This window comes from Reyranella sp. CPCC 100927 (genome assembly GCF_007859315.1).
In the GTDB taxonomy this organism is placed as follows: Bacteria; Pseudomonadota; Alphaproteobacteria; order Reyranellales; family Reyranellaceae; genus Vineibacter.
On record NZ_VOHA01000021.1, the window covers coordinates 52,088 to 66,582 of the forward strand.

A 14,495-nucleotide genomic window follows, 5' to 3' on the forward strand; every position below is an offset into this window, starting at 1 on the left:
TTGCAACCCGGGCGGCGTTTCGCCGTCCTTGCACCCTGCCTGGCAAAGCGTCACTGGCCCACTCTTCACTGGGCCGGCACAGACCACCGTCGCGCTTTTGCAATATGGGTTTCTAAAACCCAAAAGCGCGACGGTGGTCGTGCCGGCTTCGAGTGGACCGGGCCAGTCCTTGGATCCGACGAAGGCATCCCGGCCGGCGCCCCTCGATCATGAACCTCTCCCCGCCGGGGAGAGGTCGACGAACGCGCAGCGTTCGGCGGGTGAGGGGGCGCCGAAGCCGCACGCGGTGCCCGATGAAACGCACCTCGTGTGTACTGCGGCCCCCTCACCCGGCGCTGGCGCGCCGACCTCTCCCCGGTGGGGAGAGGCTGAGAGCGAGGCCGGTTCATGACTGAACCCGGCACGCTCACGCGCCAGCAGCTCTATGACCGCATCCGCGAAAGCTCCAAGGACGAGGTCATCCTGGAGGAGATGATCCGGCTCGGCTTCTGGCCGCCGGGCGCGGATCAGCCCGACGTGCCGGCCGACCTGATCCGCCGCCGCGCCGACCTGCAGCGCGAGATCGCCGATCTGCATCGCCAGGAGGCGCTGTGGCGCGATCCCGAGGCGGCGCTGAAGGAGATGCACAAGCGCCGCAAGAAGGCGGCCCTGCAGCGGCGGGCCGAGACCAAGCTGCGCAACGCCAAGGGCCGACACGAGCGCGCGCTGGCCTGGCACGAACGGCGCCAGCAGGAACTGCTCTATCTCGGCGACGGCGTGTCCACCGGTCTGCATCAGACGGGGACGGCGATGGCGCCCAAGGCCGGATTGCCGTCGATCGCCTCGCCCAAGGCGCTGGCCGAGGCCATCGGCGTCTCGTTGAGCGAGCTGCGCTTCCTGGCCTACGATCGTGCGGTCACGCGCGTCAGCCACTACCAGCGGTTCACGATCCCCAAGAAGGCCGGCGGTGAGCGCCTGATTTCAGCACCCATGCCGCGCCTGAAGCGGGCGCAGTACTGGGTGCTCGACAATCTGCTGGCCAAGGCCGTCGTGCACGACGCGGCCCACGGTTTCGTGCCCGGCCGCTCGATCCTGACCAACGCCACCCCGCATGTCGGCCGCGACGTGGTGGTCAATCTCGATCTCAAGGACTTCTTCCCGACCCTGACGTTCCGCCGCGTGAAGGGGAAGTTCCGTGGCCTGGGCTATAGCGAAGCCGTCGCGACGGTGCTGGCGCTGATCTGCACCGAGCCGGATGTCGACGAACTGGAGGTTGACGGCGAGCGGCTGTTCGCCACGCGCGGTCCGCGCCGCGTGCCCCAGGGTGCGCCGACCAGCCCGGTCCTGACCAACGTCATCTGCTTCAAGCTCGACGCGCGGCTCAGCGGTCTCGCCCGTGCGCTGGGATTCACCTACACGCGCTATGCCGACGACATGACGTTCTCCGCCTCGGGCGAGGCTGCCAAGAAAGTCGGTGCGCTGCTGAAATACGTGCGCGAGATCGTCACGGCCGAGGGCTTTGTCGTGCATCCCGACAAGACGCGTGTGATGCGCCGGGGTGCGCACCAGGAAGTGACGGGCCTCACCGTCAACGAGCGTGTCGCGGTGCCGCGCGACACGTTGCGCCGCTTCCGCGCGCTGTTGCACCAGATCGAGACGTCGGGCCCCGTGGGCAAGACCTGGGGCGCTGCGCGCGACGTCCTTGACGCGGCATTGGGCTTCGCCTTCTTCGTGCGCATGGTGACGCCGTCATCGGGCGAGGTGTTGGTCACACAAGTCCGTGCTCTGGCGGCACGTCACGGGGCGACGCCAGTGCCGGCCGTCGCGCCGCGTGATTTTCGCGTCAAGGCCGCGCGGGGCGAGACACCCTTGGGCCGCTGGTGGATTCCCCGGGAGCGACCGGCACCGGCGCCCGAACCGGTCATCGTGGCGCACGAGGCCGCCGCCCAGGCCGCTGCCGCGCCGGGAACGTCGCGTGCCACCAGCGCTGGTCAGGCACAACTACCACCTGCCTTCACGCCGGCGCCCGCCGCACCGGCTGCGAAACGCGGCGGCACGCTCGCCACCATTGGGAAATGGATCCTGGGCCTCCTGGTCTTCATCGTACTGATGGGCATACATCCGGTGCTGGGCGGCCTGTTTATCGCCGCCGTCGTCGGCTACATGGCCACCCGCAAACGTGGCGGGCGGGACTGAGGGCTGGATGGATTTCAGAACGAGGTTGCGGGGCGCCTGGTCGCTCCTCTTCGGACGCGGCGATAACGCCACCGTATGTTCATTCTGCGGGCAGAGCCGTCATGCCGTGGAACAGCTGATTGCTGGCCCGGGAGCGATGTCGATCTGCAATCGGTGCATTTTCCTGTGCAACCAGGTCCTGCTCGAGCATGCCGGGCCTCCCGGCTTCCGGCGGCATGCCGAGGGTGCGCACGCCAAAGCCATCAGCATCCAGCTTGGCCACGATGACGTGATCCTGGCATCTGCCGAGCGCGTTGCACTGGAGGCGCTGCTCGCGGCGCTTGTAGCCGCATTGCCGGACAGCCAGCTGATCGGCTGGAGTTACATGCACGGGCAGGATCGTTTCGATCTCCTGACGGTCGAGATCGTCACGACCGCGCCCATTGCGACCGATGACATGCGCGGCCTTGCCAACGACCTGTGGCGGCAAATGAGGGATGCCGCGGCGGCAGCGCGGCGGGCGGCGGCGAATGAAGGCACTCCCTCGCTCATCGATATCGCTGAATCCGCAACGCAGGCGGCGCGTGCGTATGCTCAGGCGGTTGCGCAGATGGCAACGCCCGCCGGTTCTCCGTCGGCCTGAACGGAGACGTCTGGTACTTGGAATCACGCATCCCTGATACAGCTGTCATCCCGAGCGCAGCGAGGGATCTTCTGCAAGTGATGCACGGATGCGCCTGCATCGAAAGATCCCTCGCTGCGCTCGGGATGACAGCCTGTATCAGCGACCAGCGATTCCACGTATCACCGCCCTTCCCAGTCCCAATCGAGTTCGAAGGCATCGCCCTTGGCTTTGATACGTGCCGCGTGCGGCGTGCCGAAGTGAGCCGGCATCAGCAGTGCGCCGGTCTCGGCGCAGTGCGCCAGGATGCCGTGACGCGTGCGGCGCGCCTGGTCGCGATCGGTACAGAACGCGCTGTTCCAGCGCCACAGCGGTACTTGTACCGGGTTGTGCAATGCATCGCCGGAGAACACCGCGCGGCGGTCCCGGGAAGCGAGGTCGACCCGCACATGGCCCGGCGTATGGCCGTCGGCGGCGCGCACCGTCAGGCAGTCGTCGCAGGCATGGCCGTCGTCGACCAGCACCGACTTGCCCTGTTCGACCACCGGCAGGACGGAGTCGTTGTAGGTGTTGCGTTCGAAGGCGGCCGCCTCGGGGTTGCGGGCGACGGTTTCCCAGTGCTGATGGTCGGTGCGCGACATCAGGTAACGGGCGTTGGGAAACGTCGGCACCCAGCGCCCGTTGTCCAGCCGGGTGTTCCAGCCGACATGATCGACGTGCAGATGCGTGCACATCACGAAGTCGACAGCTTCCGGTTGCACGCCGGCGGCGGCCAGCCGCTCGAGCCAGGGCGAGTTCAGCATGTCGAAACGCGGCATGCCCGGCCGCGGTTTGTGATTGCCGCTGCAGGTGTCGATCAGGATCGTGTGGTGCTCGGTCTGCACCAGCCAGCTGTGGATGCTGGCCACCAGCTTGCCGCTGGGCGGATCGTAGTAGCGCGGGGCCAGCCAGTGTTCCTGCGCCTTGAAGGTCTCGGCATCGAACTCGGGAAAGAACTGCGCGGCGGGAAAGCCCGGCCCCATCATTTCCTCGATCCGCGTAACCTTCACGGCGCCGATCGTGCGCTCCTGCATGGTGCTTCCTCCGGATGTGCGGCCCGGAGAGTAGCGAGGCACAGCGGCGCTTACAGCAAGAGATTCACCGGCGGCGCCGACACCGTCGGTGCTTGCGCGATCGCGTGCTCACCCCAACGGGTAGTTCTCGGCCAGCACCTTGGACGTGTGGAGGATCACCTCGTAGTCGAGTCCGATCGCGACACCCGAGCCCATGGCGCCGACCCGCGCGGCGAGCTTGTTGGCGTGCGCCTGGAAGTTGGTATTGGCTTGCCAGCCGTAGAACTTGAAGGTCGGCCACCCTCTGTGGTTCGCCAGCGCCGCGGCACTGGCGATCATGTAGCGATGGGCATCGCGCGCCTTGCGGATCGCCTGGGCCTGGTTATCCGGGCCACTGAGAACGATCGCGTTGATGTAGTAGCGGGTATAGCCGGTTGCGTCGGTGTCGATATACGCCATCAGGCCGCCGGGGCGTCCAAAGGCGCCGACACGGGCCTGCGGCGGGTTTGCAAAGACGCCCTGCGGGCGGACCAGTGGTGTTGCCATCGATCTCTCCGTGCCGTCGCCCAACGTCCCGATTACCGGCGCTGCTGGACCTGCGGGCGCTGCGGCTGGTTGGGGCGGGGCTGTTGGTTCAAACGCGCCTGGTCCTTCAGGCGCGTCAGGTCGCGGAAGGGGTTGAACGGCGTGTTGATCGCGGCGACTGCGGCGACGAACGGATCGTCCGAAAAGGACTCGAGCGCGGTCACGAAGTCCATTGACGCCAGCGTGCGCTCGACCTCCGCCTGGGTACCCAGCGCGCTCGTCATGTAGGCGTGGTTGAACAACTTGGCCTTCTTTTCCGAGCGATAGACGTTGGTCATCTGGACGGCGAGAAATTCCTCGTGGTCCTTGTTCATGCGCAGGGGGTCATGGTTGGTGCCCTCAAAGCCGAAGCGCGCCAGGCGCACGGCATGGACCATCTCATGCAGCAGCGTTTCGTCGGCGCGGTAGCCTGGCAGCTTGCCGCACGCCGTATAGGCCCAGGTCTCGGGCGAGAACAGGATGCGCACGCCGTCGCTGAGCCGGCTCGTCATCTGGCTGGTGATGGCATTGCATACGCCAAACGACGCCTGGGCCAGATCATCGAAGCGAACGATCCAGATCGTCATGTCCTTGGGCAGCAGCTTGAACAGCGCGGCACCGATTTCGGTCGGCAGGATATGGGCCTGCAGCAGCACCCGGACATGTTCCTCATAGAGCTTGGCTATCGGCCTGTTATCGTTGACGTAGTCGAGCTTGTTCGACCGCCGGATCAACCACTCCTTGCGATCGGCGCTGAGAAAAGGGCTGATCGCGTTGACCACCGCCCGGAAATCCTCATCGAGCGTCGAGCCGCTGATCTTGATGGGATAAGGCTTGAGATGAAGCACGATCGTCTCCGGTCCCGGTGCGCGCCACGAGATGCCGCACGGCCGCGCGGCGCGATATTCCCATTTGGGAGTGGCTGCCGGCGGCGCAGACCTGCCGCGCAGCCGCCGGGTTCATGAATCCGGGCAACCGGCGTATCATCACGGCAACAAACGGTGGAGGAAGCGGATATGGCGCGCACGGACTACGATCATCTGGTCGATACGCGCAACGGCCTGATCAGCCGCGAGGTGTTCGTCAACAAGGACGTCTTCCAGCAGGAATTGGAGACCGTCTTCACGCGCGCCTGGCTGTTCGTTGGCCACGAGAGCCTGATCCCCAACCCGGGTGACTACTTCATCTCACGCATGGGCGCCGAGTCGGTGATCCTGTGCCGTGACAAGACCGGCCAGATCCACGTCTTCCTCAACACCTGCCGACACCGCGGCATGAAGGTCTGCCTCTACGACGAGGGCAACACCACGCACTTCACATGCCCCTACCACCATTGGAGCTACGCCACCGACGGCAAGCTGGTGGGCGTGCCCCAGTACGATACGCTCTATGCCGGCATGGATCGCGGGCAGTGGTCGCTGATCGAGGTGGCGCAGCTGGCCAACTACAAGGGTACGATCTGGGCGACGTGGGACAAGGATGCGCCGCCGTTCCTGACCTATCTCGGTGATGCCAAGGAGCACCTCGATCTGGCGCTCGATTGTCGCGACGGGCGCGAGGGCGGCTCCGAGGCCTTCCTCGGCGTCCACAAATGGATCATCCCCTGTAATTGGAAGCTGCCGGCCGAGAACTTCGCCGGCGACACCTACCACAACCCCAGCCACCGCTCGGTCGACCTGATCGGCATCGGCCCCAGCGCCAAGTCGGGCATGAAGGGCCGTCGCGATGACGAGCTCAAGGGCGCCCAGCATGTCTGGGTGAGCTTCCCGGCCGGACATGGCATCCACAGCGCCATCCAACCCTCGATGCTGCCCTATGCCGAGGCGTTCAAGGACGACCCCGAGATCGAGGCCTATTTCCGCTACTGCTACGAGGAGCGCCAGCGCAAGCTCGGTGAGAAATCCCGCCTGCTGCCGTTCGTCGGCACCATCTTCCCCAACAGCTCCTATCACGGCCGCCAGCCGCGCTCGATCTGCATGTGGCATCCGCATGGCCCTGAGTCGACCGAGGTGTGGCGCATCTTCCTGATCGACAAGGATGCGCCCGCTGCGGTGAAGGACCTGATGCGGCACTTCTACATGCGCTACTCGGGCCCTGCCGGTATGACCGAGCAGGACGATATGGAGAACTGGAACTACGCCACGGCAGGCGCGCGCGGCGTGATCGCGCGGCGCTATCCGATGAACTACCAGCAGTCGATGGGCGCCTGGAAAGAGGGTGACCCGGTGCCCGGCCATGTCAGCGTGCAGGTCACCGAGGAGAACTCGCGCCGCTTCTATGCCCGCTGGGCCGACTACCTGGCCGGCCGCGACTGGGATGTGCTGATGGGTGGCCGCGACGGCGCACCGCGGCGGGCGGCAGCGGAATGAGTGTCGGGCGCGTCGCCATCGTCAGCGGTGGCACGTTCGGCATCGGCAAGGCGATCAGCGTCCTCCTGGCACGGCGCGGCTTCCGGGTGGTCGCCTTCGGGCTCGACGCGCCGCAGTTGTCGAGCTCCGCCGCCGGTGGCAACGCCCTGCTGCGCGCCGAACTGGAAACCCAGGGCTTGCAGGCCGATGTGCTGGAAGCCGACGTCTCGAAGGCGGCCGACGTCAATGCGCTGGTCGATGGCACCATCGCCCGCCATGGCCATGTCGATGCGCTGGTCAACAACGCCGCCATCGGTCCGCTGGGCACGGTGCTCGACACAGCGGAGGATGTGTGGGACCGCATCATCGATGTGAACCTGAAGGGCGCCTATCTCTGCTGCCGTGCCGTGCTGCCCCACCTGATCCGCCAGGGTGGCGGGTCGATCGTCAACATCGGCTCAGGCGCCGGCTGGGGCAAGCCGAACATGGCCGCCTACAGCGCCAGCAAGGGCGGGCTGTTCGCGCTGAGTGCGGCGCTGGCTTACGACCATTTCCATCAGCGCATTCGGGTCAACACCGTGGTGCCCGGCGGCGGCGGCATCGTCACCGGCATGAGTGTCGGCCGCGTCGGTGGTGATGTAGAGCGGTTCACCAGCCGCAGTGTGTCGGGCACGGCCGCGGGGCGGGTGGCGACCGGCGAGGACGTCGCGAACGCCGTGGCCTTCCTGTTGTCGGATGAGGCGACGACGATTTCGGGCACCGTGATCGATGTCGGCTGCTTCGCCCATCAGGGCGGACCCATTCCGCCCCTGGCTGACGCGCGCTGAAGGAGGCTGTGAACATGAACGATAGTGTCGCCAAGCCACGCCTGACGCGCAATCTGACGTTCTATGCCCTGAAGGACGCGGCCGAGGAATTTCTCTACGAGGAGGCCGAACTGCTCGACCAGCGCCGCTTCAGCGAGTGGCTCGACCTGCTGGCCGACGATCTCGCTTATGTCATGCCGATGCGGCGCAATGTGAAGGCCGGTGAGCACGCGGCGCGCGAGAATACGCGCGAAGGCCGTGACATCGGCTGGTTCGACGAGGACAAATGGACACTCACGAAACGCTGCGAGCAGATCATGACGGGCGTGCACTGGGCCGAGGAGCCGCTGTCGCGCGTCTGTCACATGGTGAGCAACGTGCAGCTGCTCGATGCGCTGCCGTCGGCCGACGCGCCGCGCGAACTCAAGGTGCGCAGCCGCTTCCTGGTCTACCAGAACCGGGTCGAATACGAGACGTACTTCTTTGTCGGCAAGCGCAACGACACTCTGCGCCTGATTGACGGCGCCTGGAAGCTGGCGCGGCGCGAGATCATCCTCGACCAGAACGTGTTGCTTGCCAAGAACCTGACAGTGTTCTTCTGACAGCGCCTTCCGTCATGTCGATCACCAGGCTGGCTCGACTCCTCAGCCTTTGCTGCGATGCGAGACGGCCGATGGACGCCGGCCGGCGCAGGACGTACATTAGTGTTCAACGATTAGTATCAATAATACAAATTGGGGCATCGAAAACAGAATGGCGAGTCTGCGCGCGACAACCAAAACGCCGCCACGGCGGCGGTCGACACCCATCCCCCGGCGACGCAAGCCGCGCGGCCTGGGCCATGAACGTCACGGCGAGATTCTGGCCGCCGCCAAGGCGCTGTTCGTTTCGGAGGGGTACGAAACCGTCACCACGCGCAAGCTGGCCGAGCGGGTCGGGCTGTCGCAGACCGGGCTCTACGTCTACTTCAAGAGCAAGGAAGAGATCCTCGAAGCGCTGTGCACGGCCACCTTCCAGGAGCTCGCCCGGCGATTTCGTGACACCGTCGCCGGTACGCGCTTGGATCTGGGCCTGCTGCGCCGCCTGATCGCCGGTTACGTCGCGTTCGCCCTGGAGAACCCGGACGAATATCAGCTCACCTTCATGGTGAGCCATGCCATGCTGAAATCGCCGCAGAACAAGGACCTCGACCAGCCTTTCGAGACGCAGGGTCCCGGTCTGCAGGCCTATCTGGCGTTTCGCGAACAGGTCGCGCGCCTGGTCGAGGCCGGTGTCGTGCGGCGCATCGACGTGAACGTGGCCACGCAGACCATCTGGGTCGCCTGCCATGGGTTGGCCGCGTTGCTGATCGCGCGGCCCGAGTTCCCCTGGGCCGACCGCAAGCAGCTGATCGACACCCTGGTCGAAACCCTCGTGCGCGGGCTCGAGAACCCGAAGCGATAAACCTCTCCCCTCCGGGGAGAGATCAGAGTCCCAAACGGTCGCGCAGGCGGCCCCAGACCACGACGCTCTTGACCGCGACCGGCCACAGCGCATGCAGCGCGATGGTCTTGGGCGTGGTGATCGGCAGGTCGATCGTGGCGCTGTCGCCGCCAATCAGCCGCCGCGCCAGTTGCCGGCCCATCGACGAGGCCAGCGCCACGCCGCGCCCGTTGCAGCCGAGATAGGCCAGCACGCCAGGCCCGGGTTCATGCACATGCGGATAATGATCGGCCGTCATCGCCAGCTGGCTGTTCCAGGCATGCGTCCAGCGGATGCCGCTCAGCGTCGGCCATAGTCGCGCCGCGTAGCGCGTGAGGTAGCTGATCTCGGCGGCATCGCGGATCGGTCGCATCGGCCCGCGGCCGCCCATCAGCAGGCGGTTGCCGCTGTCGATGCGGTAGTAGACCGTGATATTGCCGCTCTCGTACAGCACCGGGCGAGTCGGCATGATCGCGCGCGCCACGGCATCGGGCAGCGGTTCGGTGGCGGTAATCGCGCTGAACACCGGCACGATGGTGCGCCGCAGGTCGGGCCACAGGTCGTCGGTGAAGCCGTTGGTTGCGATCAGGATCTTGTCGGCGTGCACCGTGGCGCGCGGTGTCTGGACGTGCCAGCGGCCGCTGTCGCGCCGTACCGACAGCACCGGCGTCTGGCCGTGCACCGCGGCGCCTGCTTTGATCGCCGCCTGCGCCAGGCCGCGCGCATAGCTCAGCGGATGAACGTCGCCGCCGCGGCGGTCGAGCATGGCGGCGACATAGCGGTCGGTGCCCGTCATGCGTTGGATGGTGTCGCGATCGAGGAACTCGACCGGCATGCCGCGGCGGAGGCACTGCTGCGCCGTGCTCTCGACGCCGGCGGCGCTCTTGCTGTGATAGGCCGCGCGCAGCGTGCCGTTCTGTCGCGCCTCGCAGGCGATACCGTGGCGACGGATGATGTCGTGCGCCACGTTGGGCGTATCGTAGGCGAACGCGATCATGCGGCCGCCGAGATCAGGGCCGAACGTCGCCTCGATGGTGTCAGGATCGAACTTGAGCCCGGGATTGAGCTGGCCGCCGTTATTGCCCGACGCACCCCAGCCCGGCTGCTGGGCCTCCAGCACCACCGCCTCCACGCCTTGCTCGGCCAGATGCAGCGCCGTCGACAAGCCCGTGAAGCCGCCACCGATGATGGCGACCGACGCAGTGCGGTCACTGTCGAGCGGCGGTGTCGTCGCTGGCGGGACGGCGGTGTCGGCGTAGAGGCTGGGCGGCAGCGGCAGAACTTTGTGATCGGTCATCGCGGGAGTTTAGGGGCAACCTTGCAGTGACCACAAACAGTCTCGTTCTCATCTTGAATTCAGCTGCCAGCGATCATAATGTTCAACGAACACTGAACGTTGATTAGTATTGGGAGGACGCTGATGACCCAGGCACCGTCACAGCAAATGCGTGCTGTCGTCGTCGATGGCGGCGTCGCCGGCAAGTTGGCGCTGCGTCAGGTCGCGGCGCCGCAGCCAGGGCCATCGCAGGCGCTGGTGCGGGTAGCGGCGATCTCGCTCAATCGCGGCGAGACGCGCAATGCGCTGAATGGCGCCGCTGACGGCTGGCGGCCGGGTTGGGATCTCGCCGGCACGGTCGAACGCGCCGCGGCGGATGGTACCGGGCCGCGGGCCGGCGCCCGCGTCGTGGGCATGCTGCCGATGGGCGCGTGGGCCGAGTTCGCCGCCGTGCCGACGGCGGCACTGGCGACCTTGCCCGACGGCGTCAGTATCGCGCAGGCCGCGACTCTGCCGGTGGCGGGGCTGACCGCGCTGCATGCGCTGGCCAAGGGCGGCTCGCTGCTGGGCCGGCCGGTGCTGATCGGCGGCGCTACCGGCGGCGTCGGCTCCTTCGCGCTGCAACTCGCGCGACTGTCGGGCGCGCATGTGGTGGCGGCGATTCGTGATGCCAAGGACGAGGCGCTGGTGCGCCGCCTGGGCGCTGACGCCGTTGCCATCGGGCCGCACGCCGGCGCAGCGGCAGGGCAGGGGCCATTCGATCTCATCCTCGAGTCGGTTGGCGGGCCATCGCTGGCGGCAGCGTTGGGCATGCTGACGTCGGGAGGCACCTGCGTACTGTTCGGCGCCTCGCTGTCGGGCGAGACGACATTCGACGCCGGTCAGTTCTACCGCGGCGGCGGCACCCGCCTGTATGGCCTCTTCCTGGGGCAGGAATTTCAGGCGGAGCCCGCCAGTATCGGGCTTGCCCGCCTGGCGCGGTTGATTGCCGACGGCAAGCTTCAGCCGGAGATCGCGATCGAGGCGCCGTGGACCGAGATCGCCGACGTCGCCGCCCAACTGATGGCCCGCCGCTTTACCGGCAAGGCCGTGCTGCACCTCTGACGGACCGCCCTCACAAGAATCTGATCGCCGCCGGGGTTCCGGTCGCGGTTACGCGATTGAAATCCGACGGTGGCTGATTTAAATGTTCAATGATTAGTGTTCATTGAACATATTAGGGATAGTATGATTACCCTCAAGGTCAACGGCGCGACCCACGCGGTCGATGTCGATCCCGAGATGCCATTGCTGTGGGTGCTGCGCGAGACGCTGGGCCTCACGGGCGTGAAATACGGCTGCGGCGTCGCTGCGTGCGGTGCCTGCACGGTGCATGTCGATGGCGCGGCCGTGCGCGCGTGCAGCCTGCCGGTCTCCGCTGCCGCCGGCGCCGCGATCGTCACCATCGAAGGGTTGCCGGCCAGTGCCGGTCTGCCGGCCGGTGAGTTGCACCCGGTGCAGCGGGCCTGGGTCGCGGTGCAGGTGCCGCAATGCGGCTACTGCCAGTCCGGCATGATCATGACGACGGCGGCGCTGCTGAAGCACACATCCAAGCCGACCGACGCCGAGATCGACGCGGCGATCACCAATCTCTGCCGTTGCGGCACCTATCCGCGTGTGCGCCGCGCCATCCGTGCGCTCGCCGAGACAGCTTAGGAGATCCGCCATGAAATGCTTGAGCGCCGCCCTTCATTCGCCACGCGATGCCGCTGCGGCCTGGGTAGAGCATGCGCGCGAGCATGTGCGGGCGCGTCAGCGTCGCCGCCGCTTCGCGCGCGATCTCGCCGGCCCGCGCGATGCGGCAGTCCAGCGGCTTGTGCGCGTCGTGCACGACGACCGGCGCGAGTGGGCGCAAGAGCACCGGCCATGAAGCGCCGAACCCTGCTGATCGGCACCGCCGTTGTCGGCGGCGGCCTGGTGATCGGTTACCGAGCCTGGACCGACAGCGTCGCGGCGCAGGCCGCGGCCCTGGTGACGCGCCCGGGCGAAAGCCTGATCGGCGGCTGGGTGAAGATCGCCGCTGACGACACCGTCACTGTCTATGTCCCGCATATCGATATGGGGCAGGGCACGCACACGGCGTTGGCCATGATGCTGGCCGAGGAACTCGATGTCGACTGGTCCAAGGTGCGGACCGAACAGGCACCACCCGAGAAGGCGTTCGCCAACGGCTTCCTGGCCAAGGGCTGGATCATGCAGGGATGGCGCGTGCCGTCGTTCCTCGACGGTGCGGTGGATGCCACCTTCACCGAGGCAGCGCGCTTTCTCAATCTGCAACTCACCGGCGGTTCCACGGCAGTGCGTATCACCGGCCAGGTCGGCATGCGCATCATGGGTGCCGCGGCGCGTCAGGTGCTGCTCCAGGCCGCGGCATCGCGCTGGGAGGTGACGCCGCGCGAACTGACGGTGGCCGCCGGTGTGATCACGCATGTGCGTACCGGCCGGTCGCTGCGTTATGGCGAGCTCGCGGCGTCGGCTGCCGCGCTCGACCTGTCGAGCCATCCGCCGCTGAAGCTGCGCCAGGACTACAGGCTGATCGGCACCTCGGTGCCGCGGCTGGACATTCCGGCCAAGGTGACGGGCGCGCAGACGTACGGCATCGATGTGCGGCTGCCCGACATGCGCTACGCCGCCGTGATGTCGGCGCCGGTGCATGGCGGCAAACTGGTCGAGGTCGATCCGGCGCCGGCGCTGGCGATCAAGGACGTCGAGCACGTCGTGCCGCTGGAAAGTGCCGTGGCGGTGATTGCCCGCGGCTACTGGCAGGCGCGACGCGGGCTTGCCGCGCTACGGCCGCGCTTCTCGGACGGCGGCAACGACACGGTTACCAGCGCGCGGCTGGACGCGCAGTTTCAGCGCGCGCTCGACGGCAGCGACGGTGCCGTGCGTCGCAAGATCGGCGATCCGGCCCAGGCGCTGAAAGACGTTGCGCGCGAGAAGGTGGTTGCGGCGGCCTACCGGGTGCCGTTCCTGCATCATGCGGCCATGGAGCCAGTAAACGCCACGGCGCAGTTCAAGGACGGCAAGCTCACGCTGTGGGCCGGCGATCAGGCACCGCTGGCGGCCAAGCGCGAGATCATGCGTCTGTCGGGCCTGTCGGCCGATGACGTGACCTTCATGCCCATGCCGCTGGGCGGTTCGTTCGGCCGCCGTGGCGGCGCCAACGGCGCGACCGGTTTCTACTTCGCGCAGGCAATTGCGCTGGCTCGCAAGGTCGCGCCGCTGCCGGTGCAGATGATCTGGAGCCGCGAGGAGGATTTTGCGCAAGGCACGTACCGGCCGCAGGTTGCGACGCGGCTGCAGGCCGCGCTCGGCGCCGACGGCAAGCCGATCGCGTGGTCGCAGGCCTACATCGACGGCGTGCCCTCGCGGGTCGAGTCGTTCCACATCCCCTACGCGATCGCGCACCAGTCGTTCCGCGCCGTCGACAGCCGCCACCATGTGCGGCTCGGCTCCTGGCGCAGCGTGAACCACACCCAGCACGGCTTCTGGATCGAGAGCTTCATCGACGAACTGGCGCACGCTGCCGGCCGCGATCCGTTCGTCTATCGCCGCGACCTGCTGCCGGTGGGATCGCGCGCACGTATCGTGCTGGAAACGGCGGCGGCCAAGGCGAACTGGGGCAGCGCGCTGCCGGCAGGCATCGGCCGTGGCATCGCGCTGATCGAAAGCTATGGTTCGGTCGTGGCGCAGGTGATCGAAGCTGCGCTCGGCGCCGACGGCACACCCATCGTGCATCGCGTGGTTGCGGCCGTGGACTGCGGCGATGTCTGTCATCCCGACACGGCCACGCAACAGGTCGAAGGCGCCATCGTGATGGGCCTGAGCGCCGCCATTGCCGAGCGCATCACCATCGAGCGTGGCGTTGTCGTGCAGCGCAACTTCACAGACTATCGATTGCTGACCCTGGCCCGCACGCCGCCGCGCATCGAGGTGCACTTCGTCAGAAGCGATGGCGCCTGGGGTGGTCTGGGCGAGCCGGGTTTGCCGCCCGTGGCGCCGGCGCTGGCCAACGCGCTCTTCGCCGCCAGCGGTCGCCGCTTCCGCGACTTGCCGTTGATGCCGTGACTTTTTCTCTGGCGGGGCAGGGATCAACCCTCAGATGGTTCTCCCCGCAATGCTCGCGCAATCTTCGCCGTTCACTGTGCGCTCGACACGTTGCGGCAACCTTTG

Annotated in this window: 14 protein-coding genes; 10 read left to right on the forward strand and 4 right to left on the reverse strand. The window is 67.0% G+C overall.

What is annotated here, in order from left to right:
• Positions 1-387: 387 nt before the first annotated feature.
• Positions 388-2,175, forward strand: a complete 1,788-nt coding sequence (locus tag FQU96_RS33615) for a reverse transcriptase family protein (RefSeq protein ID WP_146545776.1) — start codon at positions 388-390, stop codon at positions 2,173-2,175.
• 7 nt (positions 2,176-2,182) lie between these two features.
• Positions 2,183-2,797, forward strand: coding sequence for a ClpX C4-type zinc finger protein (locus FQU96_RS33620; protein ID WP_146545777.1), 615 nt, complete (start codon positions 2,183-2,185; stop codon positions 2,795-2,797).
• Between the two features lie 161 nt (positions 2,798-2,958).
• On the opposite strand, the gene FQU96_RS33625 is transcribed toward FQU96_RS33620, so the two are convergent.
• The 3 genes from FQU96_RS33625 to FQU96_RS33635 form a co-directional block, all read right to left on the reverse strand.
• Entirely contained in the window at positions 2,959-3,849 is an 891-nt protein-coding gene (locus FQU96_RS33625) for an MBL fold metallo-hydrolase (protein WP_146545778.1), read from the reverse strand.
• 108 nt (positions 3,850-3,957) lie between these two features.
• Positions 3,958-4,374, reverse strand: coding sequence for a hypothetical protein (locus FQU96_RS33630; RefSeq protein WP_146545779.1), 417 nt, complete (start codon positions 4,372-4,374; stop codon positions 3,958-3,960).
• A 32-nt stretch (positions 4,375-4,406) separates the two neighbouring features.
• Positions 4,407-5,240, reverse strand: coding sequence for a hypothetical protein (locus FQU96_RS33635; protein ID WP_146545780.1), 834 nt, complete (start codon positions 5,238-5,240; stop codon positions 4,407-4,409).
• Between the two features lie 168 nt (positions 5,241-5,408).
• Between FQU96_RS33635 and FQU96_RS33640 the strand changes: the two genes are divergently transcribed.
• From FQU96_RS33640 to FQU96_RS33655, 4 genes are all read left to right on the forward strand, one after another.
• Complete coding sequence (locus FQU96_RS33640; RefSeq protein WP_146545781.1) at positions 5,409-6,761, forward strand: aromatic ring-hydroxylating dioxygenase subunit alpha; 1,353 nt, start codon at positions 5,409-5,411, stop codon at positions 6,759-6,761.
• Complete coding sequence (locus FQU96_RS33645; RefSeq protein ID WP_146545782.1) at positions 6,758-7,567, forward strand: SDR family NAD(P)-dependent oxidoreductase; 810 nt, start codon at positions 6,758-6,760, stop codon at positions 7,565-7,567. Before FQU96_RS33640 ends, FQU96_RS33645 begins: the two co-directional genes overlap by 4 nt.
• Before the next feature lie 14 nt (positions 7,568-7,581).
• A complete protein-coding gene (locus tag FQU96_RS33650; protein ID WP_146545783.1) occupies positions 7,582-8,148 on the forward strand; it encodes a 3-phenylpropionate/cinnamic acid dioxygenase subunit beta in 567 nt (188 codons plus the stop codon).
• 151 nt (positions 8,149-8,299) lie between these two features.
• On the forward strand, positions 8,300-8,989 hold the full coding sequence (locus FQU96_RS33655; protein WP_146545784.1) for a TetR/AcrR family transcriptional regulator: 690 nt from the start codon (positions 8,300-8,302) through the stop codon (positions 8,987-8,989).
• Between the two features lie 22 nt (positions 8,990-9,011).
• Here the strand turns inward: FQU96_RS33655 and FQU96_RS33660 are convergent, their stop codons facing one another.
• The gene (locus tag FQU96_RS33660; RefSeq protein ID WP_146545785.1) at positions 9,012-10,304 is read right to left on the reverse strand and encodes an FAD-binding oxidoreductase; all 1,293 of its coding nucleotides are present in this window, start codon (positions 10,302-10,304) and stop codon (positions 9,012-9,014) included.
• 123 nt (positions 10,305-10,427) lie between these two features.
• Between FQU96_RS33660 and FQU96_RS33665 the strand changes: the two genes are divergently transcribed.
• The 4 genes from FQU96_RS33665 to FQU96_RS33675 all read left to right on the forward strand — a co-directional run bounded on the left by FQU96_RS33665 (position 10,428) and on the right by FQU96_RS33675 (position 14,390).
• On the forward strand, positions 10,428-11,387 hold the full coding sequence (locus tag FQU96_RS33665; RefSeq protein WP_218574984.1) for a zinc-binding dehydrogenase: 960 nt from the start codon (positions 10,428-10,430) through the stop codon (positions 11,385-11,387).
• Between the two features lie 123 nt (positions 11,388-11,510).
• Positions 11,511-11,978 (forward strand): (2Fe-2S)-binding protein, encoded by a 468-nt coding sequence (locus tag FQU96_RS33670; protein ID WP_146545786.1) that lies wholly within the window; start codon positions 11,511-11,513, stop codon positions 11,976-11,978.
• 10 nt (positions 11,979-11,988) lie between these two features.
• Positions 11,989-12,192 (forward strand): hypothetical protein, encoded by a 204-nt coding sequence (locus tag FQU96_RS42340; RefSeq protein ID WP_178130870.1) that lies wholly within the window; start codon positions 11,989-11,991, stop codon positions 12,190-12,192.
• Positions 12,189-14,390 (forward strand): molybdopterin cofactor-binding domain-containing protein, encoded by a 2,202-nt coding sequence (locus tag FQU96_RS33675; RefSeq protein ID WP_178130872.1) that lies wholly within the window; start codon positions 12,189-12,191, stop codon positions 14,388-14,390. The genes FQU96_RS42340 and FQU96_RS33675 overlap by 4 nt, the downstream gene beginning before the upstream one ends.
• The last annotated feature ends 105 nt before the right edge of the window (positions 14,391-14,495 follow it).